Origin of the sequence: Sodalis sp. dw_96, from assembly GCF_018449575.1 — a bacterium.
Classification (GTDB): domain Bacteria; phylum Pseudomonadota; class Gammaproteobacteria; order Enterobacterales; family Enterobacteriaceae; genus Acerihabitans.
Window position 1 is genome coordinate 41,099 of sequence record NZ_JAAVUT010000014.1, and the last position, 24,704, is coordinate 65,802.

Genomic DNA, 24,704 nt, shown 5'->3' on the forward strand with positions numbered 1-24,704 from the left:
TCCATTGAATATTTGCTTTTAAATATATATTACCTGCCGGCCAAACCGCGTGCCATATTATTACCAGGCGGCTTCCTCCTGATGGTGATGTTCATTTTGCCTTCGTTCCGCTGCTCGCCTGCCAGCCGGCCCGGTTTATTCCAGTTCAATAATTTCATGGCGTCCGCTTAAAATCGGCCCGCTGAGGATCCTGTAACCGTCGCGGTCAAAATTTTTCGCTACTTTATCCAATCCCGTGGCTTCGGACAGGTTGTCCACCGAACCCAGGTAATACCAATTATTTACCACATGGATTTGCCGGAGTCCCGCCCCCTGTTCCACCAAGCCGATGGCGCCGGCGTAGGGCCAACTGAATATGCGCATTTGCTGCAGGGCGTCCATCAGGCGGAGATAATGCTCCTGCGGACTCTCTTTACCGCAACATGCCCCGGCACAGCGCCCGAGATGAAAGCGGAAACAGGGGCGGCCGTGACTGATTCTTTCCAGACCCAGCAGGCTATAGCATAAAAATTCGCTGTCGCCGATATCCAACAGCCTTTGCTGCGCCGAACGGCGGCTGGAGAACAGTCCGTATAAATCCGCCGCGCGGGCGAAATCTATCTCCTTGGCCGAGACGATGGCGGGCAGGCCGTTGACCAATTGGATGGAGCACAGCTGGCGGCTACGCCGCAGCCGTTTATTATGCAGCGGCTGAAACTGCTTGATCATCTGCGCCTCAAGCAACAGCGCGCCGATTTCCCCGGCGGTGGGGTAATAGCTGACGCGCCTTGCCTGGCGCAGCATGCGCGCTTCTTCGGCGGTACGAAAGTGCGACATCACCCGGCTGCGGATATTGACGCTTTTACCGATATACAGCGGCAAGACGTCGCTGTCGCCATGGAAAATATATACGCCGGGCGCGGCGGGGAGGCTATCGATAAATGAACGAAGATGCTCGGGATATTGATAGACGTCGGCGGGATCGAATTCCCGCCTTACGGTGATTAAACGCTTATGCACTGAAAAAAACTCGCTTTACTGTTGTTTTGTACAGCATATCAGTTTATTTTTTAACATAACAGCTTAATATATCGCCGACAGGTCTTGGCATGAGCATATCCTGCCGGAAAATGCACATTGACGGTATTGCCGGCTGCACAAAGCCGGTGACGATAGCGTTTCCGCTAAAGCGTAGAAAAAATGATGGCGTCCCCTAGACTAACAGGATTTTGCCGCGCCTTCGGTGGCAGTGTCGCCAGCCGCGGTACGTTGTATGTCGTCCGGCTCCGCCTAGGATTGCGGCATGGGCGCCATCAGGGCTTATGCCCGTGATCATGGCCGCCGCGGGGCGCATTGGACGGGTTTGGGCCAACCGACAGCTTTGCCGCCTCCAGCGGGATCAGATTGACGCTGCCGTGGCGCACGCCGGTTTGGGCGATCACAGACTGGGCAAATTCCGTCAGCTGCCGCAGCGGCCCGCGCAAAATGGCGGTTTCCACGCATTCGTCGTGGCTGAGATGGGCATGCATGGTGGAAATGGTCAATTCATGATGATCATGCTGCAGCTCGGTCAGCCGGGCGGACAGTTGGCGTTCGTGATGGTCATAAACATAGCTGAGAATGGCGATAAAAGGGGTATTCACATCGGTGGTGGCCGCTTGCCGTCCCAGTTCGCCCCGCAGCATATCGCGAAAGGCTTCGGAGCGGCTGGCGTAACCGTTGCGCCGCATTAACTCGTCGAAAGCGAGCGCCAGCTGATCGTCCAGGGAAAGGGTCAAACGTTGCATGGGGAAGTTCCGGGTTAAAGGTCATAAGCCAGTGTGAAACATTTTTTCCCCTATTCATAGCCGCGGGATGTTAAATGGTGACCAATCCGCGCACGCCCTCAGTCTCCATGTCCGCTCCTCGGCCTCGCTGCACTATTTGGCCGCGGGACATCACCAGATAACTGTCCGCCAGCGCGGCGGCGAAATCATAAAACTGCTCCACCAGTAAAATGGCCATATCCCCCCGTGCCGCCAGGGTTTTGATCACGATGCCTATCTCTTTGATAATTGAGGGCTGTATGCCTTCGGTGGGTTCATCGAGAATCAAGAGCTGTGGTCGGCATGCCAAGGCGCGGGCGATGGCCAACTGCTGTTGCTGGCCGCCGGAAAGATCGCCGCCGCGCCGATGTTTCATTTCGGCCAGTATGGGGAACAGGGTGTAGACCTCCGCCGGCGGCTGTTTGGCCTGGCGACCGGGAAAGCGCGACAAACCCAGCAGAATATTCTCCTCCACCGTCATGCGCGGAAAGATTTCGCGCCCCTGCGGTACATAGGCGATGCCGGCTTGAACGCGCTGGTGGGTTTTTCGCGTATTGATCAATTCGCCCTGCCAGCGGATGCGGCCGGTTTTTACCGGCAGCAGCCCCATCAGGCATTTCAGCAGGGTGGTTTTCCCCACGCCGTTGCGTCCCAGCAAGCAGGTTACCTGGCCTACCTGCGCCTCAAACGACAGGCCGCGCAGAATATGGCTTCCGCCGTAAAACTGATTTAACTCTTCCACCTGCAGCATTCGGTTTCTCCCGCGTCTATGCCTAAAGTCTGATGCCGGCGCACAGAATGCCGGACATGGTCACTATTCCCCTGCCCGTCAGCCCGGCGTTGCTCTCTGTTTAACAGGTAGAAAATTATTGTCAGAGGGCATGCCATCTCCGCCCTGGGCGGGCCGGCTATCGCCCCGAAGCGAGGTCAAACACCGTCCCGGATTAACCGCAATCACCGCCCCAGATAGACTTCAATCACCTGCTCGTTGGCCTGTACTTCCTGTAGCGAACCTTCCGCTAATACCTGGCCTTGATGCAATACCGTGACATGATCGGCGATGGTTTCCACAAAGCCCATATCATGTTCCACCACCATCAGGGAGTGCTTGCCCGCCAGAGAGCGGAATAGTTCGGCGGTATAGGCGGTTTCGGCATCGGTCATGCCGGCGGCGGGTTCATCCAGCAACAGCAGATGCGGTTCTTGCACCAGCAGCATGCCGATCTCAAGAAACTGCTTTTGTCCGTGAGAGAGCATGCCGGCCGCGCGATGCCGCTCGGGGTTCAGGCGCAGCGTCACCAGCATGGCGTCAATCCGATCCCGCTGTTCGCTGTTGAGCTTGTTGCGCAAACAGGCCCAGACCGATTTATCGGTTTTCAGCGCCAGTTCCAGGTTTTCAAACACCGTCAAGGCTTCAAATACCGTTGGCTTTTGAAATTTACGGCCGATGCCGGCGCGGGCTATTTGGGTCGGGCTGAGCCGGGTAAGATCCGTTTGCTGATCGAAGATGACCCGGCCGCTTTGCGGCCGGGTTTTACCGGTGATGACATCCATCAGCGTGGTTTTACCGGCGCCATTGGGACCGATAACGCAGCGCAGCTCGCCGACGCCTATCTGAAAGGAGAGGGAGGTCAGGGCGCGAAAACCGTCGAAGCTGACATTGATATCTTCAAGCGTTAAAATCGGATCGCTCTGGCGCCGTTTTGTATCGGACGGATAGGTTTGGGTCAGTAGGCCGTCGGTTACACCAGAGGCGTTCATAAGCCTCTCCTTTTACGCAGCAGGCCAATGACGCCCTGGGGCAACAGCAGGGTGACCACGATAAACATCAGGCCGAGAAACAGCTGCCAGTATTCCGGCATCGCCACGGTAAACCAGCTTTTGGCGCCATTGACGATACCGGCCCCAAGCAAGGGGCCAATCAGGGTGCCGCGCCCCCCCAGCGCTACCCAGATGGCCGCTTCGATGGAGTTGGTGGGGGACATTTCACTTGGATTGATGATGCCCACCTGCGGTACGTACAGCGCGCCCGCCAAGCCGCAGAGTATGGCCGATAAGGTCCAGACGAACAGCTTGAAGCCCTTGGGATCGTAACCACAGAACACCAGCCGGTTTTCCGCATCCCTTATCGCCGTCAGCACCCGGCCGAACTTGCTTTTCGCCAGGGCGAAACCCAGTAATAAACTGGCGGCCAGCAGCAGCACCGTTATCATGAACAGCCCGACCCGGGTGGACGTGGAGGTGACCGAAAAACCCAGCAGGGTGGTAAAGCCGGTAAAGCCGTTATTGCCGCCAAAACCGGTTTCGTTGCGGAAAAACAGCAGCATGCCGGCATAGGTCAACGCCTGGGTCATGATGGAGAAATAGACCCCTTTGATTTTCGATCGAAACGAGAAATAACCGAATACTAGCGCCAGCAGTCCAGGGGCCAGGATAATCAGACACAGCGCCCAGGCGAAGTGCTCGGTACCGGTCCAGTACCAGGGCAACTGATTCCAGGATAAAAAAGACATAAACGGCGGCAAGCCGTCGCCCGACGCTTGCCGCATCAGATACATGCCCATGCCATAGCCGCCGAGGGCGAAAAACAGCCCGTGTCCCAGCGACAATAAGCCGGCGTAGCCCCACACCAGATCCAGGGCGATGGCCACCACGGCATAGCAGAGGATTTTACCCACCAGGGTCAAGGTGTAGGTGGATATGGCCAGCGGATGCCCGTCCGGCAGCAGCGACAACAGCGGAAAGACAAGCAGGGCGATAAACACCAGCACGCCAAGGGAGATGGCGGTGCGCGGCGCTTTCTGCACGCCGGTGAGGGTTAAGGGTTGGCTCATCAGTCAATCACCCTGCCTTTCACGGCGAACAGTCCCTGCGGCCGCTTTTGAATAAACAGCACGATCAACGCCAGGATGAGAATTTTACCCAGTACGGCGCCGATCTCCGGCTCAAGGATCTTGTTGACGATGCCCAACCCGAACGCGGCCGCCACGGTACCCGCCAATTGGCCGACCCCCCCCAGCACCACCACCAGGAAAGAGTCGATGATATAACCCTGGCCCAGCTCGGGACCGACATTACCCAACTGGGACAATGCGACGCCCCCGAGGCCGGCTATACCGGAACCGAGGCCGAAGGCCAGCATATCCACCCGGCCGGTGGGCACGCCGCAGCAGGCGGCCATGGCCCGATTTTGAGTTACCGCGCGGATATTCATGCCCAGCCGGGTTTTATTCAGCAGCAGCCAGCACAGCGCCAGTACGGCGAGCACGAACAGGATGACCACGATGCGGTTCCAGGGTAAGACCAGATTCGGCAGTAACTGGATGCCGCCGGACAGCCAATCAGGATTGGCCACCTCCACGTTCTGCGCGCCGAACAGCATACGCACCCCCTGGATAAGCACCAGGCTGATGCCCCAGGTGGCCAGCAGGGTTTCAAGCGGACGGCCATAAAGGTGGCGTATCACCGTGCGTTCCAGCAGCATGCCGATGCCGCCGGTAACGGCGAAAGCCACCGGCAGGGCCACCAGCGGATAAAACGCCAGCAATTGCGGGGTAAACTGCTGCATCAGCATCTGCACCAGGTAAGTGGAATAGGCGCCGAGCATCAGCATTTCGCCGTGGGCCATATTGATCACCCCCAGCAGGCCGTAGGTAATGGCCAGACCCAATGCCGCCAGCAATAAAATCGAACCCAGCGAGAGTCCGGTAAAAGCCTGGCCCAACCAATCCCCCAGCAGCAGCCTGTGCCTTACCAGTTTTAAGCTGTTGATGGCGGCGGCGCGAACCTGGGCATCGGGCTCGGTCTTGACGTCAGTGAGCGATACCAAACGCGCCTGGGTATCCGGATCGCTGGATTGGCCCAATAGCGTCACCGCCTGTAATCGAACCTGGGGATTGGGATCGTTTAACTGTAGATTGGCCAGGGCGGCCAGTAATGCGCCGTGCACCGCCGGATCCTGCTCCGCTTTCAAGCGGGCGGAAAGCAACGGCAATTGATCGACCTGGGCTTCCCGTTGCAATGCTTTGGCTGCCTGTAACCGTACCCGTGGATCGCCGCTCACCAGTTGATGGGCGGACAGCGCATTGGCGATGAGGTTGCGCAGCCGGTTATTCAGCCAGACTTTTTTAACCGCGCCTTGCGGTTTGCCATCGCCTTCCATGGGCACCAACCCGCTGTCCCTTTGAACAAAGGGCCGGCCCGCCTCGTCGATGACCACCTCTTCCCGGCGCAATGACTCCAGCAGAGGCAAACGCGAGGCATCCGGCGCCGCCGACCAATTTTCCAGCATCTTGGCCTGCATGGTGCGGCTTGCGGCGACAAAATCAGCGGCGGGACCAGCCAGAGCCCCTAGTGGCTGGCATAAGCACAAACCCAGGGCTACCCACCGCAGTAAACCAATTAAACCGCTCATTATATTCACCCGTTCCGGCGCCGAAATAATCAGGCGCCGGTTAAGAACCGGCACCCTAACCTTATGGCTGGCGTTAATCAGGTCACATGGTGCTTTTCACCGGATGATCCGGTTTTTTCTCATCCCCGGGGATATAGGGACTCCAGGGCTGGGCGCGAATCGGCTTATTCGTCTGCCAGACCACGTTAAACTGCCCGTTGTCCTCGATTTCGCCAATCATCACCGGCTTGTGCAGATGGTGGTTGGTCTTGTCCATGGTCAGAGTGAAGCCTGAAGGAGCGGCGAAAGTTTGTCCCGCCATGGCCGCCCGGACCTTATCCACATCCGTTGATTTGGCTTTTTCCACCGCCTGCGCCCACATATGAATACCCACATAAGTGGCTTCCATCGGGTCATTGGTGACCACCGTATCGGCATTGGGCAGATTATGGGCTTTGGCGTAGGCTTTATAATCGGCGACAAATTTCTTATTGGTGGGATTATCCACCGATTCAAAATAGTTCCAGGCCGCTAGATTACCCACCAGCGGTTTGGTATCGATACCCCGCAGCTCTTCTTCACCCACCGAGAAAGCGACAACCGGTACGTCGGTAGCCTTGATGCCTTGATTGGCCAGCTCTTTATAGAACGGCACATTGGAATCGCCGTTGATGGTGGAGATCACCGCGGTTTTACCCCCGGCGGAGAATTTCTTAATATTGGCGACAATGGTTTGGTAATCGCTGTAGCCGAACGGGGTATAGACTTCCTCGATATCTTTATCCGCCACGCCTTTGGAATGCAGGAATGAGCGCAGGATTTTGTTGGTGGTGCGGGGATAGACATAATCGGTGCCGAGCAGGAAGAAGCGTTTGGCGCCGCCGCCGTCTTCGCTCATCAGATACTCCACTGCCGGGATAGCCTGCTGGTTGGGGGCCGCGCCGGTATAGAAGACATTCGGCGACATCTCTTCCCCTTCATACTGCACCGGATAGAACAACAGGCCGTTCAGCTCTTCAAACACAGGCAATACCGATTTTCGAGATACCGAGGTCCAGCAGCCGAAGACCACCGCCACTTTGTCCTGGGTGAGCAACTGGCGGGCTTTCTCGGCAAACAGAGGCCAGTTCGATGCCGGGTCCACTACCACCGGCTCCAGCTTTTTGCCTAAAACCCCGCCGTGGGCATTGATCTCGTCAATGGTCATCAGGGCCATATCTTTTAGCGGCGTTTCGGAAATCGCCATGGTCCCGGACAGAGAATGCATTATGCCGACTTTTATGGTATCCGCGGCCAGGGCGCCCCAACTGATGCCCATGCCGATAACGGTGGCCGAGAGGGCAAAGGCTTTAAGCAAACTACGTCGTTGCATACAATTCACTCCTGAATTAGTTGTGGATAAACATAAACGACCCGTTGTAAAGGGTGACAATGTCTCTATGCCGCGAAAGTGATTGCCGGTATGGCCTGATTGACGTCCGCCCGGCGGTTGAGCTACGCCCCTGTGGTTGCTTTGAATGCATTGAGCGAAGCAAACGCCGTGCCAGTTACCCCTGGCCTAGTCCAATCGCCCATACTCCCTCTTCGCGGGGTGTAAAGCGACTGAGCTTGCACCAATGGAGAGCGTTGACGCGGCATAACGGGGCGGGGCGCTCATTTATCGTCCAACACGAGGGCGAAGAGGGGCTAATGGGGTGCATATTCTCCTTTCGACGCTTTGCAAACTGTGCAGACCGATTTGCCTCAAAACAACATGAAGGCCAATTCCGCTCATGGTTTCAGCCTATCGACGCTGGCGGAATTGATAAGAAAGGCTAAACTTTAACCTGTCAAGATGAGCACTTTTTGCTCATTGCTAACGTCTTCATTGAGAGGTGTATGATGGCCGATTTACATGATAATTATCTGGACTGGTTACGCGACGCCCACGCAATGGAAGAGCAGGCCGAGACCATGCTCAAAGGCATGGCGAAACGTCTTGAGCACTACCCGGCGCTGGAAGCGCGTATTAAACAGCATATCGACGAAACCCTTGAGCAGCAGCGTTTGGTGGAAAGCGTAATCAAACGTTATGATTCATCCAGTTCAACATTTAAAGATCTCGCTGGAAAAGTGGGCGCTATGACTCAAGCAATGGGCGGTATGTTCGCCAGCGACGAAGTGGTCAAAGGCGGCATCGCCGGCTACACTTTTGAAAATTTCGAAATCGCTTCCTACACCGCGTTAATCGGTGCCGCACAGGCGGTGGGCGATTTGGAAGGACAGCGGATTTTTGAACAAATCCTGGCGCAGGAAAAAGCCATGGCCTCCTGGTTGCTGGAGCATTTGCCGGAAATCACCCAGCAGTTTCTGATGCGATCAAAAGCGCCCCATACCGAGGCGAAAAGGTAGTCACTCATTATTAAGATATTCATTCCAGAGTGGCTTTCGCTCAATGCGAATATGTTGTGTTGCGGCTAAAGCCACAATATTCCCCATTCCCCTCAAAGTAGATTGCGACAAATAGATAAAAGAGAGAATTATCACTGAAGTGACTTTAACTTTTCAAGGTTAATATTCGAATCTGAAAATTCTACCTTTGTTCAAGGTTTATTAAGAATATTCCCAAAATAAAACCGCGGCCGGGCAATTAAAAAAATTGTCCGGGCCGCGGCATCGCAACAGATTATAAGATTGATTGCGTTGGGTCTTTAGCTTGCTATATTTACCTTGATTGTGGCCAATTTGGACAACTTGATATCGGTATCTTTTTCTTCTTTCAGTGTTTCCGCCAGCAGGTTTTTAGCTTCACTGTATTGCAACAGGCCGGCCAAAGCACAAAGAGTGCCGTAGGTGGCAATTTCATAATGTTCCACCTTCTGGGCCGCGGCGATCAGTCCGGCATCGCGGACCGGGCCTTTTTCAACTTCGTCGATAATTTCTTGTCCTTCCTCAACCAGTCCTTCCATCGCCAAGCATTTCATTCGTTTTATTTTAACGTTTTCAGTGACCTCGACCAATTTATCAATACGTTCAATCTGGCCATGCGTTTGCTCCAGATGCGCTTGGAATGCCGAGATCAGTTCAGGATCCGTGGCGGCGCGGGCCATCTTCGGTAAAGCACGGGTTATCTGTTTTTCGGCGCTATACACATCGGATAGGGCATGGATAAAAAGGTCTTCCAACGTTTTGATATTCATTTAATACTCCACAACAGGTTATGAAAAAATTTAAAGGAAAGGCCCTTTTGTTCAGAAAATCCATTTATTGAATAAGCTTAGTCTGTTCATTGAAATTAAACAAATGTAGGGGGAAATGGAAGTATTGAATTAATAGATAACAGGATGGAAAATAATAAATTCAAACAGTTGGCTTTCATGTTTTTGATGAATTCGTTTATGCGAATATTTATTTTATGCAGCTAGGCTATTTTGAAATAAATGCCACCGTCTGAACCAAAATAAAATTCACTTGTGGCCCTCATCACATTATCGGCTGATCGCTATCAAAGGCATGGCATTGAGTTATTGGAAGGTCGTGACCGCCACAACGTAACGCCGTCATGGACTTATATTCTTTTTTTGGAAATAAGCGTGTTTTTGCCGTGCGTGCCGGAATAACACAACACGGGTTCAAGTTTAGGGGGGCGTTGGATGGGATGATTGCATAATCGTCGTTCACTCCGAGATACTGATAGGGTGAAGGGGCGGGCGGCAAAGGATCATTGCCGTCTGGATCACATTTTTTAACCGTGGATGAGCTTAAAAGCCTTCGGGGAGTTTAATCATCCTTTCAGGTCTATCGGCATCGCGGTAGGATGATTGCAGTAATCTATAACATAAGCAGTGGCACTCAGGATCGCGCCGCGGGTAGGGGCGCGGATTGCTCTTTTGACCTCACCGGCTGTCGTTATGAGCCCTGACAATTTAAATAAGGATTGACGAATGGTTAATTTCAAAGAATTCATGCGTTTTTTCCGCGAGAAGGTGAGCCATCCCCACTCCACAGTGCCGCACGATCCCGATATATCATCATTGATTACCGCGCTGGGTGAGCAGGACAATATTGTGGATGTGGATGCGTGTATCACGCGGCTACGGGTTAAAGTCAAGGACCTGAGCAAGGTGGATACCGGTGAGATCCAGCATTTGGGCGCTGTGGGGGTGGTGGTGATAGGACAGGAGGTTCAGGCCATTTTCGGGCGGCAATCGGATAACCTTCGCCGCGAGCTGGCGGAACGCTTCGGCCTGGAGGACAAATAGGCGCGGGTCTCCCTTTAACACGCTCGGTTCAGATTCGGCGATCGCGGGCCGCACCATAGGGCGCTCGGGCGGGCGGAAAAACCACGCCCGCTTCGACCCTATTGGCGCGCTCTCCCTTTAACAGGTTTGTTGCATGATCGATGATCGCGGGCCTACCGCACCATGGGGCACTCCGGCGGGCGAAAAAACCACGCCCGCTTCGACCCCATCGGCACGGTCTCCCTTTAACACGTTCGATGCCTGATCGGTGATAGCGGGCCTACCGAGCCATGAGGCATTCCGGCGGGCGGAAAAACCACGCCCGCTTCGACCCCATCAGCACGGTCTCCCTTTAACATGCTGGTTTCGCAGCGGTTTCGCCGCGCCTCAGCGCTGCCGGCGCTGTAGCAGGGCCATTGCCGCCAGGATTATCACCAGGCTGAGCAATACGGCCACGCTGGCCATCGCCATGCCGTCTCCTACCGAACCCTGCTCGAACTGGCGCCAGATAAACAGCGATACCGTTTGTACCCCCGCAGGGGATAGCAGTAACGATGCCACCAGTTCCCGCGATGCGACGGCGAACACCATCATCATGGCTGCCAGTAAGGCCGGATAAATCAAGGGCAGTACGATATAGCGCAGCGCACGCCACTCGGTGGCGCCGTGTACGCGGGCCGCTGGCTCCAGGTTGGCGCCGAGCTGGCGCAGGGCCGCGCCGGCATAACGCACTGGATAAGGCAATAACAGGCAGCTGTAGGCGAATAACAGGATAACCCAGCTATCGTAAGGGGTGACCGGCCAGAAACGCCGATTCCAGGTCAATATCAGGCCCACCGCCACCACCACGCCCGGCAGCGCTGCGGGCAGCAACGACAGCACATCGATAACCATCCCGCCGCGCATTCTTTTTATCACCGTCAGCCAGGCGGACAAAAATCCCACCAGTCCTGTGAGCAGCGCCGTCGCCGCAGCCAGACCCACGCTGGTGCCCAAGGCATCGAGGGCTTCTCCATGGCGGTCAAAAAGGGCGATGAAGTGACGGGCGCTGAGATTATGCCAGTGTAATCCGCCCGATAACGTGCCGGAGAATGCCGTTGCCAGCATGGCGGCAATGGGCGCCGCCACGGCCAGCAACGCCGTCAGTGCAAACAGCAGCAAAACCGGCAGGCGCCAGTATCCAAGGGAGCGGGGGATCACGGCGGCCGGTTTGCCGCCGGTCACCTGGACATCCCGGTCGCCGCTTACCGCCCGCGCAATGAAATAGGCTGTCAGGGCGATGGCCGCCAGCATGAGGGACAGCAGGGAAGCGGAGGGTAAATCGATAGGCCAATCCGACAGCCGCTGTTCTATGCCGACGGTTAAGACCGGTATTCCGGCCCGCATGCCAAGCGCCGCCGGTACGCCGTATTCCTCGATAGACAAGGTGAAGGCCAGCAGCAATCCGGCGGCAATGGCGGGCAGGGACAGGGGCAGGGTAACCAGGACAAATGCCCGCCAGGGGCCGGCGCCATGGACCCGGGCCACCTCCGCCAACCGGTGGCCGGCGGCGGACATGCTGCGGGATACGGCGAAATAGATTACCGGGAAAATATTCAGGGTCATGACAATAATCATCCCGGTACGGCTGAATAATAGATCGTTAAGCCGTATACCGGTCAATTGCTCCAGATAACCGTGCCGCTGCAAGGCGACTTCCCATGACAGGCCGGCAATATAGGGCGGTATCAGGAACGGCGCCAGCAACACGGCATCCCAGCAGCGGGCCAGGGGCAGATGGTATAAGCCCCGCAGCGTGCCCAGCGGAATCCCGATGGCCGCGCCGGCGGCGGCGACCCCGAACCCGGTGACCAGAGTGCCCGCCAAGAGCCTGGAGACCTGCGGGTCTCCAGCCAGCCTCGTCACGCCGCTGAATGCCCCGGCCATTGAGCCGGCGGCCAGCTGGGGAAAGATCCCCTGTAAAGTCATGAACAGCAGCGGTAACGCCACCAGTATCGTTAACGCCGTCAAGGTGAGCAGCGGCAGGGCAAAACGTCTCATTGCGGTCCTCACGGCGGCAAGCCGGATCAGCGCTGCCCGAACAGCGTGGCGAAGCGGCTCAGCGCCGCTTCGCGCGTGGCGCCCTGTACGGTCGATAGGGGTAACAGCGTTAACGCGCTAAACAGCGGCCGCTTGGCGCCGATATCGCCGCGGGCCGGCATCAGCCAGGCTTCCGCCACCAGCCGTTGACCTTCCGGCGAGAGGACATAATCGATAAAGGCTTTGGCCTGCTCCGGCTGTTGAGTGGTTTTCATAATCATCATCGGCCGCGGCGCGATGACCGTACCGCCGGCCGGGAAGATGACCTTGATGGATTCACCGTCCTGCAAGCTGCTGTAAGCGACATAATCCACCGCGCCGAAAACCGCCGCCTTGGCGCCCTGCAATACCGGCGTCAATGCCTGGGCGTTCGGTCCGGCGATAATCATGCCGTTGGACTTCAATTGGCTGAACAGCGTCCAGGCTTTTTCACTCCGAGCATTTTGCAACCCCATCAGTAAATCGAGGGAAGCGCCGGAAAGCGCCGGATCGGGGGTGGTCACCTTATCTTTGAACGCCGGTTGCGCCAGATCCTGCCAATCGCGAGGCTCCGGTGTGCCGCTGGCACTGTTCCACACGATGCCCAGGGCCGAGATACCCTGTGCCACATAATAAGGGGTTTTGAACTGAGTAGGGACCTGTGCGGCATTCGGGCTTTGATAAGCCAGCAGCCAACCCCGCTGCTGCAAGGCCTCGCCACTGTCCCATGAGGCGGAAATCAGTACGTCGGCCCGGGGATTGGCCTGTTCGGCTTCCAGCCGCGCCATGACCTTACCGGTAGTGGACTGGAAAATATCCACCTTCACGCCGGATTGCTTCTGATAACCCGCCGCCAGTTTTTTCGCCAGCGAACCGGGTCCGGCGGTATAAAGGGTTAGCGCCTGCGTTTCGGCACTGATTAATGGGGTGGTTAACAACATAGCGGTTATGACTCCTGTCATCAGACAACGAAACGGGTTCATCGGCATCGGTTTCATCTTATTTCCCCCAAGGTGTCTCAACGGTGGTGATATCCACGATGCGCCCTTGCGCCATGTGCGCAATCTGCCGGGCAAGCCGGTTTGCTTCACTGCGATCGTGGGTCACGTAAACAGCGGTTGTACCGAGCTGGCCGAGCAGGTCGGCCATTTCCCGGCATAAGGATTCACGGAGATCCCGGTCAAGATTGGACAAGGGTTCATCAAACAGCAGGATGCGCGGTTCGGCCACGATGGCCCGCGCCAGCGCCACACGCTGCTGCTGGCCGCCGGACAGTTCGGCCGGTTTGCGGTGCCCGTACTCCGCCAGCCCGACCCGTGCCAGCGCCGTGCCGACCCGCCGGACACGCTCGGTGCGGGGAATATGGCGCATCCGCAGCGGGAAATCGATATTTTGCGCCACGCTCATATGGGGCCATAACGCATAGTCCTGGAATACCATACCGATGTCCCGAGCTTCGGGGGGCAGGCATACCTGCCGGCCCGTAACCCGTCGGGAACCAAAATATATTTCCCCATGAGCAGGTTGCAGCAATCCCGCCAGGAGTTTTAGCAGCGTGCTTTTGCCGCAGCCTGAAGGGCCCAGTAAGGCCAGGGTCGTGCCTGCGGGCACCCGTAAATGGATATTATCCAGCACCCGATGACCGCCGAAATCATGGCTCAGGCCGGTAATGACAATCGGTACGGCGGGGCTAACGGATTTGGCCGTCATAACGACCCTCCGTTTCGGTAGAGGGCATGAGCGTTGTTCTTGACGGGAATAGGCCCGAAAACGGCGGACGGCAGCGGCGGGGCGGGGGTAAAAATAAGGCGCAGAACGCGGCAACCGGCAATGACCTGATACCGGAGCCTCGCCGCTGCGCCAATGACAGGCGGGCGTACATATTGTTATCCTCTTTGGGACTTTATTGAATCTGAAGTATAAAGAGCCAATATGACGTTTTTATTGCCGTGTCGTTTGATGCCGTCCAACGACGGAATCATAAATCAAATTGGATGATTTTATATGTTGGTCATTTCAATTCATGCAGTGTGATAATGTAAATGTAATGACTGTAAGCCGCGTTATATCGGCTCAAGGCCGGTTGGCGAACCTGGCAGCGGCACATAGCGTTGCCATTGCATGTCGCTGAAGGTAAAGATAAGCTGTTCAATGAAACGATCCCTTCCTGACTCAGAGAGCAGATGGACATGCATCACCCTTTCGCTCTCTTCTAATAATAAACCGACAAAAATCGTTCTCAATTCGATATCGGCCCGTCGGGGCAATGGGAGGTAACTCTGCTCCCACTGACTGATAAGCAACGCATTCACCCCCATTTTTTCTCCCAGTTCCTGTCGTAATAGATTCATTTCGTTGCGTATAAAATACATCTCCAGCCCGGTGAGGGAACCGCGGCGATTAATTAATGCCTTAGCGATTAATCGATGCAAACCGGATTTATCTTCGATGCGGAGGAGTAATTCATTATTCAAATTTTCTTGTACATAGCCGTTAATGAGCCAAACAGTTGATAATCCGCAATCTTTGTAATGAAACATAATTTTCCTTATTAATAATGCATCCTAGTTAATTTGATCCGTAATCAATACTGGCGTATTGGGTAATAATCGCTAAAATAGCATGATTGAGTTCATTTAATAGCAAATGGATCATATAAGAAAAATTTTATAATTACAGTGAGCTGCAAGGAGGTAATGACACTCCTTCTCGTCTTCTCGATGAATTGATGAACCGGTAATATCAATTGCATCCATTAATGATGGAATCATTAATGGATTATATGGTTATAATAATTATTTTATACGTAGATAGTACCTGCTCTCTTAACGGCTCGTTCGGCGAGGAAATTCTGACCGCTGCCGGGGCCGGTGATTGAGAGGCTCGGCGTGCTTTTCCTTGCGCCTGATATAATGATTACGGCAAAGCCGGTCAAAGAGGCGGCAACATGGCGGTGCTGTCCCGATCCACCAGGGTGAAACCGACGTCCGTCACCACCGGCGGGGAATGGGTCTTTACCTTTAATCGCTCCAGTAAAGCCGCGGCCGCCCGATGGCCGATATCAGTACCGTCGATTCTCACCGTGGAGAGAGCCGGGTAGGTAAACGCGGCGAAATTCATATCGCCAAAACCCATGACGGCAAACTCTCCGGGAACGCTTAGCCCCCGGCTGGCGGCCTCGGTAAGCACGCCATGGGCCAGCGTATCCGATGAGCATACGATCATCAGCGGCCGCTGCCGAAATCCCAACAGCTCAACCAGCCCGGCCCGTCCCTGAGCGAGCGTCGGCAATCCCTGGAAGGTCTGTCGATGGCAGGGGGTGATACCGTGCAGGGCCAATTCCCCAATGAAACTTGCACTGCGCCGCAGACCGCGCGGATCGTCCACCTCCATAATGGCAAAATGCCGGTAGCCCTTCGCCAGCAGGTGCTGCGCTTCCCGCCGGCCAATCTCTTCGTGGGAAAAACCGATGAGCATATCAATGGGGTTGTCAGTCATATCCCAGGTTTCAACCACCGGGATGCCGGTGGACTGCAAGCGTTTTCGGCTAAGTTCGGTGTGGGCGGTTCCGGTGAGGATGATGCCGTCGGGGCGGCGGCTGAGGACAACTTCAATCAATTCCTCTTCCTGTGCGGCATGGTAACCGGAAATGCCGAGCAATACCTGGTAGTCTGCTTTGGCCAGCCAGGTCGCTATGGCCTGGTAAGTATCGGAAAAAATCGGATTGGTGAGTACCGGCACGATAACCGCCACCAATCGGGTGCGGTTGGATGCCAATGAGCCGGCTATTTGATTGCGCACATAGCCGGTTTCTTCAATGACCTGCAGTACCTTCAGCAGCGTGTCTTTTTTAACTTTTCCGGGCTGGTTCAGCACGCGTGATACGGTAATCGGGGCGACTCCCGCCAGTCGGGCCACCTCGAATACGGTAACACCCTGGGTTGAACGGGCACTGACATTGCGGGGTTTTTGCGGCTTGGGCATGTGGTTGCTCAGAAAGAAGACCGGAGCCAATGCTACAACGCCGGGGATATCCGGGCAACTCAAACCGCCCGGGTCGAACACCTTCCTGGCTCCCCTTTCCCATAAGGCCAAACAACGACTATATTCGTTATTGATAATGTCAAATAACAGCGATAATGCCTTGGGCATAACCGTCTGCCCATCCAGCATCTCTTTGAATTCATTAAAATAGGGCCGGCGGTAATTGACTTATACCAATAACCTATACCATGAAAAAAAAGCTAATTATTTTTGATTATAATGATTTCATTTTAACCATATGATTATCCTATCGACAGTTCCATACCTCGGCCGCCATCGGCGCGGAATATTTATTATCTTTCATTTCAGACGCTTTGAAACGACGCGGCGAATAATGGCGGTTCACAAGGCAGGTTGGAACTCCATGGATACAAAAAAAAGCTTTCCCGCAGGGGCGGTTTGCGTTTATAACTGTATTACCGCTATATCCGGGCGGTACGCTGCCAATACACCCGACCAACAGGCCTTGATTTTCAGGCCAGGAGCATCGAGATGATTATTGAACATTTAAAGCGTTTATTTCTTGTCTTACCGGAAGAACCTAGCGTCGATAGGGCAGCCTGTTCCGAAACCGATGCGTTGTTCAGCGCCATGGGTTGCGATCATATGCCGGTCTATATGCCGGCGGAAGTATGGCAGCGGGTCAGCGATATGGAGTATGACCAGCATCGGGTTTGAGGCATCGGGCGCGGCCTCTGGCGGTGTATAGCCGCGCCTCGACGCTATATGGTAAATGACGTGGGGTTAATGACGGCGTAGTCTCTGCATATCCCTGAGTTTTTCCCACGGTAAGCCGCGTTATATCCATCATCGCGTTGTATTCCGTCTTCACGTGTATTCCAAAATCGCGCAATAAAATTGCACAGGCGATGCCATGGGGCGTTTGGTAAAAGGCCCCAGCGGATGTGCCGTGCCATGTACCCGCCCCATCCGCCATCCCCCGTCGGTTTCCCCCACCCAAGCACGTCATGAAGGGGCGATATTTTAATGGCGTTCGGAGGGAACCTATTTTTAGATTCCCAGCCGCCGCCGGAATTATAACCGTCTCGCCATGAAAATAAACCGCCATCAAGTGATGAAATAGTTGCCGATTTTCACCTGACTTGAGCTGTAACGTATTTATTAGCTGGCTAATGTAATATTAATAATAATTAACACCATGTAACAACTTCGAATTTATAATTTTCATCTATATATGTTTTTGTTTTGTTATTGTTGCAAAATGATAGTATTTAATGTGATTGCATTTGAGATGAAAATGCGCGCCTCATGGTGGACAGAGAGGGACCGAACAAGAGCCGCAACAAAGGTTTTAGCTGTTGCGATAAATCCGAATCTCTCCGCCGAAGCGGGCCCGTATCAGATTTCCGCCGCTGGTTTTGCCCGAAAACATCCCTCGGCCCGAGGGAAAGAAGTCAAGGTGAACCGCCAGAGCTCTGGGGATAAATACGGAGGGTAAAGGGAGAATTTAACCTGCAAACTCATTGTTACCTATTGATTTTATGCTAATAAAATTATTAGAAATCATCTTTCTATTCTGTCGCCGGCCGGGATAAGCGGCATGTTGAGTGGGTATTACGCTCTCCGGCACGGCGTGTCCCGGGGCCACAGTGGCCATTATCGGGTTCTTTCCGTGGGGAGGGGAACCGGTCCGGGCATGGCCCGGATGTCCCTGAATATGCCATCAGTAGCTATAGTTATAAATCTGCTACGAATTTTCGGCCGCGGCCAGATTAGCCAGATGGCGTATAAAAAAGGAGAAAAACCTATGATTACACGCTCTTTCAGGTGGACCTGGAAAAGATTTCTGACATTAGGCATGGCGCTGGGAGCAGCTTCAGGCCTGGCCCTTTCCACGGGTACGACTAAAAATAAAACCAACATCCCCTCGTTGCTGGGACCGGATATATTGTTAGGTCAGCTCTATATCGACGTGCAAACGGCGAAATTATTTCCTGACCAAAAAACCTTTGCCGATGCGGTGCCGCGCCGGACCCCGGCGGCGATTGTGGCTGATTACCAGGTAAAAAAACGGCGTAAGAAGTTCGACCTGCGTACGTTTGTCGACAAGAATTTTATATTTCCCCCGGACCGGGTGAAATATGTACCGCCCACCGGCCAGACGCTACGTGAACATATTAATACCCTGTGGCCGGTATTGACCCGTAATACCTCAACCGTGCGGCCTTACGACTCGCTGCTGCCCCTGCCCAATGATTATGTGGTGCCGGGAGGACGCTTTCGCGAGGTCTATTATTGGGACAGCTACTTTACCATGCTTGGGCTGGCGGAAAGCGGCAAATGGGAGCTGGTCAGAGATATGACCAACAACTTTGCCCATGAAATTGAAAAATACGGACATATCCCCAACGGCAATCGCAGCTACTACCTGAGCCGCTCGCAGCCGCCGTTCTTCTCGCTGATGATTGACCTGCTGGCGGCCCACGATGGTGAGGGAGTTTACCTGAAATACCTGCCGCAGCTGAAAAAAGAGTACGACTATTGGATGGCCGGCAGTGACGGTCTTGAAAATGGCGAAGCCAACAAACGGGTGGTGCGTTTGCCGGACGGTTCGTTGCTGAATCGGTATTGGGATGATCTGGATACGCCGCGTACGGAATCCTATATGGAAGATATATTGACCGCCAGTGAGGCCAAGGACCGGCCGCCGGCGGAAGTTTACCGGGATTTGCGGGCCGGTGCCGCTTCCGGCTGGGACTATAGTTCGCGCTGGTTCGACAACCCGCTCGAGTTATCGTCGATCCGCACCACGTCGTTCCTGCCGGTGGATCTGAACGCGTTGCTGTATCACCTGGAACATACCCTGGCCAATGCCAGTTTGCTGGCCAAGGATCAGCAGGCCGCCAACGATTACAGCCAGCGGGCCGAGCGGCGAAAGCTGGCAATCAACCAGCACCTGTGGAACGAGCAAGAGGGATATTATGCCGACTACAACTGGCAGCAGGGCAAGTTGAGTGAACAACTGACCGCCGCTACCGTGTTTCCGTTATACGCAAAAATCGCGCCGATGGATCGCGCCAACCGCACCGCGCAAACCATTCGGGCGCAATTGCTCAAGCAAGGCGGTTTGACCACCACTACGCATACCACCGGGCAGCAGTGGGATGCCCCCAATGGATGGGCGCCGCTGCAATGGGTTGCGGTTGAAGGACTGCGCAATTACGGCGATGATGCTTTGGCGGAAGATATTGCCACTCGATTTTTAGGCAATGTGCAACGGCTTTATAATAACCAACATAAGCTGGTGGAGAAATATGTAGTTGAAGGTAGCGGCCTTGGCGGCGGCGGCGGGGGCGAATACCCATTGCAGGATGGTTTTGGCTGGACCAATGGCGTCACGCTGAAATTACTGGATTTGTATTGTGATAAAACGCCGGGCTGCGTGGATAAGCAGAAGACCGGCGAAGGTGTAAAAGAAGCTACTGTCACGCAATAGCACAGGGTAACAGCTTAACGAATTGACAGCCTCGCAATAACGGATTGGCGCCGGGGGTCGGTAATATTGACTCCCGCGTCTTGAACGTAATAATTCACATTATTGATTATCTTCCCTTCCCCGCGCTGGTGACTATACTTAACGGGCATAATTCTTCCAAAAATTGTCAATTATTATTTATATAAATATGTAGAGGCATATATGAATTATCCGCCGTTGGGTCAGGATGAAGAACAGCGTTTAGCAACTCTTGAAGAGTATGGCATTCATGAGCCAATAACGGATATGGGCTTTAATCGTATCATTCATTTAACAGCCAATATTTTTAATGTTCCCATCGTATTGATTTCCCTCATCGAAGCGGAGCGTCAGCTGTTTGCCGCCAGTATCGGCATCGCCACCTGTGAAACGCCACGGGACATTTCCTTTTGCGCGCATACTATCCAAGGACGAAATATCCTGGTGATAACGGACACTCTGGCGGATCCGTTGTTTGAAGATAATCCGCTGGTCACCGGCGAGCCCTTCATTCGTTTTTATGCCGGTATTCCCTTATTTACACAAACCGGGTACGCCATCGGCTCGCTGTGCATTATCGATCGGGTGCCGCGACCGGATCTCAGCGGCGGCGACAAGCAGAATATGCAGGATCTGGCGGCGCTGGTAATGGATAAACTGGAAATGCGCCGTTTGGAAAGAGCGCGCTCCGCCAGCCAGGGCCGTTTTGAAAATATTGCGCACACATCGCCGGATGCGATTATCTGTGCCGACGAAATCGGCACCATTACTTTTTGGAATACCGCCGCCCGCAAATTATTGGGTTATGACAACAAGGATATCCTCGGACAGAGTATCAATATATTGGTACCGGACGGCCTGGTGGCGCGATTACATCGTCTGGTGGCCGATAAAGAGACGTTGCAGCACGGCGGGACGCTGGAACTGAAGGTCCGGGCGGCGGATGGTTCCTGGATTCCGGTGGAGCTTTCCGCCTCGATGTGGGTTGACCACCAGCATGTCAGCTTTGGCGCCATCCTGCGGGACATTACCGAACGGCGCCGCAATGAGGAACGCTTGTTTCAGCTGGCGCATATGGATCATCTTACCGGCCTGGCCAACCGGACCCTGCTGACCTCGAGTCTCGAGCAGGTGCTGAGGAATGAAGCCGCCGCCATCATCATGCTGGTGGATTTGGACGGTTTCAAAGATGTCAACGATAACCTGGGCCATGCCGGCGGCGACATGGTATTGGTGGCTGTGGGCGATAAACTTCGACACTGCGTGCGATCCGGCGATGTCGTGGCCCGTATGGGCGGCGATGAGTTCGCCATGCTGCTGCCGGGCCTGTCGGATCCGCAGCGGGCGGCGGAAATCGCCGATCAGATTATCGATGAAATATCGAAAATTTTTACCGTCGACGGACAGCCGGTGAACATCGGCGCCAGCGTCGGTATCGTGATTTATCCCATCCACGGCTTGACCATCCAGGAATTGCTCACCAGCGCCGATCTGGCGCTTTACCAGGCTAAGGCTGAGGGGCGTCACTGCCGCCGTTTTTTTACCCGCGAACTGCGTGAATTATCGCAGGCCAAACGCTCTTACCAGACCGAACTCGGCCGCGCCTACGAGCAAAATGAATTTGAATTGTTCTATCAGCCTCAGGTTCGTTTGTCCGACGAGGCGATTGTCGGCGCGGAGGCTTTGCTGCGCTGGCGGCATCCGGAAAAAGGATTGCTTGGCCCAGCCGCTTTTTTGCCGGCGCTGGAATCAGGTCCCTGGGCGGAGCGGGTAGGGGAGTGGGTGATAAAGACCGCCTGCCGGCAGACGGCGTTATGGCGCGGCGCCGGCGTGGAAAATTTCCGTATCGGCGTCAATTTGTTCAGCGCGCAGTTCAGGACCGGCAATCTGGCGCGGCAGGTGCGCGCCATTTTGGCTGAAACCGGGCTGCCGCCCAAGGCGCTGGAAATGGAAATTACCGAAAATATTATCCTGCGCCATGATGAAACCATGTTGCTCCCGCTGCGGGAATTATGCCGGGACGGCGTGGGGATCGCGTTTGATGATTATGGAACCGGTTATGCCTCTCTCAGCATGCTTAAACACTATCCGGTCACCCGGCTCAAGGTCGATCAGACATTTGTCCGCGCCATGTGCGAATCCCCGCCGGATGCGGCTATTGTCAGGGCGATACTGTATTTAGGCAGCAGTTTTAAACTGGAGGTTATCGCTGAAGGCGTTGAAACGGTGGAACAATGCGAACGTCTGCGTAAAAAAGGCTGCCTGGAAGCCCAAGGCTATCTGTTCGGCAGACCCATGACCGCGGCGGAGTTTACCCTGCGATTGGGATTGGGGCATTAATGCCGATGGGATTTTCAGGCCCGGGGGTTTATTTCCGGGCTGAGTCGGACTCTCTTACCATGGCCGCCAAAAAGGTTGACGCTGTACTATTCCTTCGGCGGCCGGCCGATTATGCAGTACCGGTTGGGCGGGTTGGTGATGGATATGCTCCGCTATTCTATCGCGGAGACTTTCTGCCTGGACATCCCGGAGAGCTTTAGCGGGACTATCAACGGCAACATTTTGTACCCGTTGTGCGGGCAATAAGCCGCGGTTGGCCTCAACCACCTTTTGATGAAACTTCTCTGATATCTTGTCGGCGTCGTCATGTAATCCTTTCCAAAGAGGAATTTTACTTAACCAATGATAGATTTTCCACATTGGGACGTCGTAGCTCTGCGCCACTGTACGTACAGACTGATTTTCATCTAAAACTTTTTCGACGCAGAGCCGCTCGATATTTTTATTATATATCCTGCGTCTTTTCAATGGTGCAAAATCAGCCTGCGCGGTTGAGGATGGTGCTTTTTGTTTTGCTGTTTTTGGATTTGTTATGGCTGAATGGTTAGGGCACTGTCCTTTTGATAAGTCATCGTGTGGAATAGTAAATATATTCTGTCGCTCTTTTATTGGCATAGCTAATTTTTGCTGCATCTCGGGTCTGCTCTTTTGCAAATGTGGGCATGATGAAGTTGATTCACCGTAAGCTAAGGCCGTTGTTTTTTTAGGCGATTTACCACTGTTTGAAATATTGATGAGTTGATGGTTTTTATTAAAATTAAAAAAAATAATATTATTATTTACTAAGGTTTTTGGTCTTTCTTCTGCTGAATGGTTAGTAAAAACTCCTGTCATTTCATTCATTGACAGCGTCGTGTTCATTAGAGGCCCCTAATAATTCCTTTATTTTTTTGCAGTATCATAATGCAATTGTGCAGCCACTCAACAAGTTTTTTGACTTTTTTAAATAGCATTGAAACTATTTATCTTCCGTTGTACGGATTTGGCCTGCGGCAACGGATATCCAGCTGAACCCTCCTCTTAGCCGTTGTTTTAATAGAATCGTCATTAACACATCCCTGCCATCCGGTTGACCAATAATCTTCCCGCCGCCCTGGCGTTATCGGGCAATCAGGAGATCACACTGGTGCTCTGCGGTGGGACCTTTCGCCATCAGCTGTGTGATGGCGAACGCGGCTAAAAAAGTGGTCGCGGTGCTGGATTCCAGCAAGTTCGGCCGCAATGGCTTTAATCTGGTGTTGCCCATCGATAAAATTCATACCTTGATCACTGATGACGGCATTAATGACAAAGATCGGGTTGATCTGGAACAGCGGGGCATTGAGGTGATCATTGTCTGATATTTTATCCCACCGGCGGTGGTGGATCGTTATTGCGTCATCCAGGACAGCATGTTGATCAACAACTGCTTATAGCCGGGCCAATCCATAAAGCTCTGCGGCAGCCAGTGCGGGCTGATATCCGACGTCCATACCAGGGTCCGTCCTTGCTGATAGCGGCCGGTCACCAGAAGCGGATACCCTCCGGCGGCTTGCGGCAGCCGCGCCAGCACCTCGCTGCCGGGTTTGACGATCACTTCGTTTATCCCCAGCAGCACCGGCCATTCGCCGGTAATATGCCGGAACATGGCATGGCCCTGATGCGCCGGCTCGATTTCCGGACGAAATCCTTCGGGAATTTCCACACGATCGTCATAGGGCAAACACTCCACCGGCAAGGCTTGTTCCACCGGAGTGCGATGCCAGCGCGCTTTACCGTCTATACCCTGGAAACTCAGGTAACCGCCGAACATTCCCAGGGCGCCGCCTTGTGCTGTCCAGTCCCGTAACAGCGCCAGACGGTTGGCCACGGTTTTACCGTTCAGCCACACATCGGGGTGCAGCAGCAGGGAATTGGCGCCGATATCCGAGAGCAGGACCGCGTCGTAAACGCCGAGTCCGTCCAGGGTAAAAGGGAAATCTTCCACCGCCTGGTGCGCGGGCATATGGGTGAGCTCAAACTCCGTGTCGGCCAGAGCGGCTATCATCCCTTTGGCGCCGGAGTGAAAGGTCACGCTGCCGAACTGATCAAAACCCTTGAAATGCGTGGCCGAGGTGACCCATGTCTCACCCACCAACAGTACTTTTTTCCGACTCATTGTGAAGCCCTCCTCGAGCATGGTAAATAAAAAAGCCGACCGGCATTTTTTTGATCTGCAATGATGAATTAAAGTTGAACCGGTTCAATTATAAAAATTGTCATTTTAATAATTATAAATCAAGTTAAAATAAATATTTTAATGTATTTTTTTCATAAATTATTGAACCGTTTCAATTTTCATTTTATCCTTCGGTTTGCTCTGGTTCGGCGGCGAGGGTTGTGAAATACTGTTAGTTCAATGGAAGTGGTTG

General features: G+C 54.1%; 20 protein-coding genes and 1 pseudogene. 6 read left to right on the forward strand and 15 right to left on the reverse strand.

Features of this window, described 5'->3' with window-relative positions; genetic code table 11:
* Positions 1 to 135: 135 nt before the first annotated feature.
* From cho to urtA, 7 genes are all read right to left on the reverse strand, one after another.
* Positions 136 to 999 (reverse strand): excinuclease Cho, encoded by an 864-nt coding sequence (gene cho, locus HB631_RS18705; protein WP_213992696.1) that lies wholly within the window; start codon positions 997 to 999, stop codon positions 136 to 138.
* Positions 1,000 to 1,292: 293 nt separating this feature from the next.
* Entirely contained in the window at positions 1,293 to 1,766 is a 474-nt protein-coding gene (gene nikR, locus HB631_RS18710) for a nickel-responsive transcriptional regulator NikR (RefSeq protein WP_213992697.1), read from the reverse strand.
* 70 nt (positions 1,767 to 1,836) lie between these two features.
* Positions 1,837 to 2,535 carry an urea ABC transporter ATP-binding subunit UrtE gene (gene urtE, locus HB631_RS18715; protein ID WP_213992698.1) on the reverse strand — a complete coding sequence of 233 codons (699 nt, stop codon included), beginning with the start codon at positions 2,533 to 2,535 and terminating at the stop codon, positions 1,837 to 1,839.
* Positions 2,536 to 2,738: 203 nt separating this feature from the next.
* A complete protein-coding gene (gene urtD, locus HB631_RS18720) occupies positions 2,739 to 3,545 on the reverse strand; it encodes an urea ABC transporter ATP-binding protein UrtD (protein WP_213992699.1) in 807 nt (268 codons plus the stop codon).
* The gene (gene urtC, locus HB631_RS18725) at positions 3,542 to 4,618 is read right to left on the reverse strand and encodes an urea ABC transporter permease subunit UrtC (RefSeq protein ID WP_213992700.1); all 1,077 of its coding nucleotides are present in this window, start codon (positions 4,616 to 4,618) and stop codon (positions 3,542 to 3,544) included. Before urtC ends, urtD begins: the two co-directional genes overlap by 4 nt.
* Positions 4,618 to 6,198, reverse strand: a complete 1,581-nt coding sequence (urtB, locus tag HB631_RS18730; protein ID WP_213992701.1) for an urea ABC transporter permease subunit UrtB — start codon at positions 6,196 to 6,198, stop codon at positions 4,618 to 4,620. The genes urtC and urtB overlap by 1 nt, the downstream gene beginning before the upstream one ends.
* Before the next feature lie 82 nt (positions 6,199 to 6,280).
* Entirely contained in the window at positions 6,281 to 7,549 is a 1,269-nt protein-coding gene (gene urtA / locus HB631_RS18735; RefSeq protein ID WP_213992702.1) for an urea ABC transporter substrate-binding protein, read from the reverse strand.
* A gap of 506 nt (positions 7,550 to 8,055) precedes the next feature.
* Here urtA and HB631_RS18740 point away from each other — a divergent pair.
* Entirely contained in the window at positions 8,056 to 8,568 is a 513-nt protein-coding gene (locus HB631_RS18740) for a DUF892 family protein (protein WP_213992703.1), read from the forward strand.
* Between the two features lie 299 nt (positions 8,569 to 8,867).
* Here the strand turns inward: HB631_RS18740 and HB631_RS18745 are convergent, their stop codons facing one another.
* Positions 8,868 to 9,356 (reverse strand): ferritin-like domain-containing protein, encoded by a 489-nt coding sequence (locus HB631_RS18745; RefSeq protein WP_213992704.1) that lies wholly within the window; start codon positions 9,354 to 9,356, stop codon positions 8,868 to 8,870.
* 744 nt (positions 9,357 to 10,100) lie between these two features.
* Here HB631_RS18745 and HB631_RS18750 point away from each other — a divergent pair.
* Positions 10,101 to 10,418 (forward strand): glucose PTS transporter subunit EIIB, encoded by a 318-nt coding sequence (locus HB631_RS18750; protein WP_213992705.1) that lies wholly within the window; start codon positions 10,101 to 10,103, stop codon positions 10,416 to 10,418.
* Positions 10,419 to 10,784: 366 nt separating this feature from the next.
* On the opposite strand, the gene HB631_RS18755 is transcribed toward HB631_RS18750, so the two are convergent.
* The 5 genes from HB631_RS18755 to HB631_RS18775 form a co-directional block, all read right to left on the reverse strand.
* The gene (locus HB631_RS18755; RefSeq protein WP_213992706.1) at positions 10,785 to 12,437 is read right to left on the reverse strand and encodes an iron ABC transporter permease; all 1,653 of its coding nucleotides are present in this window, start codon (positions 12,435 to 12,437) and stop codon (positions 10,785 to 10,787) included.
* 26 nt (positions 12,438 to 12,463) lie between these two features.
* Positions 12,464 to 13,396 carry an ABC transporter substrate-binding protein gene (locus HB631_RS18760; protein ID WP_213992707.1) on the reverse strand — a complete coding sequence of 311 codons (933 nt, stop codon included), beginning with the start codon at positions 13,394 to 13,396 and terminating at the stop codon, positions 12,464 to 12,466.
* A gap of 58 nt (positions 13,397 to 13,454) precedes the next feature.
* The gene (locus HB631_RS18765) at positions 13,455 to 14,165 is read right to left on the reverse strand and encodes an ABC transporter ATP-binding protein (RefSeq protein ID WP_213992708.1); all 711 of its coding nucleotides are present in this window, start codon (positions 14,163 to 14,165) and stop codon (positions 13,455 to 13,457) included.
* A 353-nt stretch (positions 14,166 to 14,518) separates the two neighbouring features.
* Complete coding sequence (locus HB631_RS18770; protein WP_213992709.1) at positions 14,519 to 14,995, reverse strand: hypothetical protein; 477 nt, start codon at positions 14,993 to 14,995, stop codon at positions 14,519 to 14,521.
* Positions 14,996 to 15,386: 391 nt separating this feature from the next.
* Positions 15,387 to 16,520 (reverse strand): LacI family DNA-binding transcriptional regulator, encoded by a 1,134-nt coding sequence (locus HB631_RS18775; protein WP_345945723.1) that lies wholly within the window; start codon positions 16,518 to 16,520, stop codon positions 15,387 to 15,389.
* Between the two features lie 471 nt (positions 16,521 to 16,991).
* Between HB631_RS18775 and HB631_RS18780 the strand changes: the two genes are divergently transcribed.
* The 3 genes from HB631_RS18780 (at position 16,992) to HB631_RS18790 (ending at position 22,314) form a co-directional block, all read left to right on the forward strand.
* Positions 16,992 to 17,177, forward strand: a complete 186-nt coding sequence (locus HB631_RS18780) for a hypothetical protein (protein WP_213992710.1) — start codon at positions 16,992 to 16,994, stop codon at positions 17,175 to 17,177.
* Positions 17,178 to 18,267: 1,090 nt separating this feature from the next.
* Entirely contained in the window at positions 18,268 to 19,956 is a 1,689-nt protein-coding gene (gene treA, locus HB631_RS18785) for an alpha,alpha-trehalase TreA (RefSeq protein ID WP_213992711.1), read from the forward strand.
* Positions 19,957 to 20,157: 201 nt separating this feature from the next.
* Positions 20,158 to 22,314 carry an EAL domain-containing protein gene (locus HB631_RS18790; protein ID WP_213992712.1) on the forward strand — a complete coding sequence of 719 codons (2,157 nt, stop codon included), beginning with the start codon at positions 20,158 to 20,160 and terminating at the stop codon, positions 22,312 to 22,314.
* A 54-nt stretch (positions 22,315 to 22,368) separates the two neighbouring features.
* Here HB631_RS18790 and HB631_RS18795 read toward each other — a convergent pair whose 3' ends face one another.
* Positions 22,369 to 23,175 (reverse strand): hypothetical protein, encoded by an 807-nt coding sequence (locus HB631_RS18795; RefSeq protein WP_213992713.1) that lies wholly within the window; start codon positions 23,173 to 23,175, stop codon positions 22,369 to 22,371.
* A 211-nt stretch (positions 23,176 to 23,386) separates the two neighbouring features.
* On the opposite strand from HB631_RS18795, the pseudogene HB631_RS18800 reads away from it, so the two are divergent.
* Positions 23,387 to 23,654: pseudogene (locus tag HB631_RS18800) on the forward strand (transcriptional regulator); the annotation flags it as partial.
* Between the two features lie 29 nt (positions 23,655 to 23,683).
* Here the strand turns inward: HB631_RS18800 and HB631_RS18805 are convergent.
* The gene (locus HB631_RS18805) at positions 23,684 to 24,451 is read right to left on the reverse strand and encodes a glutamine amidotransferase (protein ID WP_213992714.1); all 768 of its coding nucleotides are present in this window, start codon (positions 24,449 to 24,451) and stop codon (positions 23,684 to 23,686) included.
* Positions 24,452 to 24,704 lie beyond the last annotated feature (253 nt).

What these genes read in the sequence shown, in the direction of transcription:
- nikR (WP_213992697.1), bottom strand. Translation starts at nt 1,766, where the DNA reads ATGCAACGTTTGACCCTTTCCCTGGACGATCAGCTGGCGCTCGCTTTC.
- urtE (WP_213992698.1), bottom strand. Translation starts at nt 2,535, where the DNA reads ATGCTGCAGGTGGAAGAGTTAAATCAGTTTTACGGCGGAAGCCATATT.
- urtD (WP_213992699.1), bottom strand. Translation starts at nt 3,545, where the DNA reads ATGAACGCCTCTGGTGTAACCGACGGCCTACTGACCCAAACCTATCCG.
- urtC (WP_213992700.1), bottom strand. Translation starts at nt 4,618, where the DNA reads ATGAGCCAACCCTTAACCCTCACCGGCGTGCAGAAAGCGCCGCGCACC.
- urtB (WP_213992701.1), bottom strand. Translation starts at nt 6,198, where the DNA reads ATGAGCGGTTTAATTGGTTTACTGCGGTGGGTAGCCCTGGGTTTGTGC.
- urtA (WP_213992702.1), bottom strand. Translation starts at nt 7,549, where the DNA reads ATGCAACGACGTAGTTTGCTTAAAGCCTTTGCCCTCTCGGCCACCGTT.
- HB631_RS18740 (WP_213992703.1), top strand. Translation starts at nt 8,056, where the DNA reads ATGATGGCCGATTTACATGATAATTATCTGGACTGGTTACGCGACGCC.
- HB631_RS18745 (WP_213992704.1), bottom strand. Translation starts at nt 9,356, where the DNA reads ATGAATATCAAAACGTTGGAAGACCTTTTTATCCATGCCCTATCCGAT.
- HB631_RS18750 (WP_213992705.1), top strand. Translation starts at nt 10,101, where the DNA reads ATGGTTAATTTCAAAGAATTCATGCGTTTTTTCCGCGAGAAGGTGAGC.
- HB631_RS18755 (WP_213992706.1), bottom strand. Translation starts at nt 12,437, where the DNA reads ATGAGACGTTTTGCCCTGCCGCTGCTCACCTTGACGGCGTTAACGATA.
- HB631_RS18760 (WP_213992707.1), bottom strand. Translation starts at nt 13,396, where the DNA reads ATGTTGTTAACCACCCCATTAATCAGTGCCGAAACGCAGGCGCTAACC.
- HB631_RS18765 (WP_213992708.1), bottom strand. Translation starts at nt 14,165, where the DNA reads ATGACGGCCAAATCCGTTAGCCCCGCCGTACCGATTGTCATTACCGGC.
- HB631_RS18770 (WP_213992709.1), bottom strand. Translation starts at nt 14,995, where the DNA reads ATGTTTCATTACAAAGATTGCGGATTATCAACTGTTTGGCTCATTAAC.
- HB631_RS18780 (WP_213992710.1), top strand. Translation starts at nt 16,992, where the DNA reads ATGATTATTGAACATTTAAAGCGTTTATTTCTTGTCTTACCGGAAGAA.
- treA (WP_213992711.1), top strand. Translation starts at nt 18,268, where the DNA reads ATGATTACACGCTCTTTCAGGTGGACCTGGAAAAGATTTCTGACATTA.
- HB631_RS18790 (WP_213992712.1), top strand. Translation starts at nt 20,158, where the DNA reads ATGAATTATCCGCCGTTGGGTCAGGATGAAGAACAGCGTTTAGCAACT.
- HB631_RS18795 (WP_213992713.1), bottom strand. Translation starts at nt 23,175, where the DNA reads ATGAACACGACGCTGTCAATGAATGAAATGACAGGAGTTTTTACTAAC.
- HB631_RS18805 (WP_213992714.1), bottom strand. Translation starts at nt 24,451, where the DNA reads ATGAGTCGGAAAAAAGTACTGTTGGTGGGTGAGACATGGGTCACCTCG.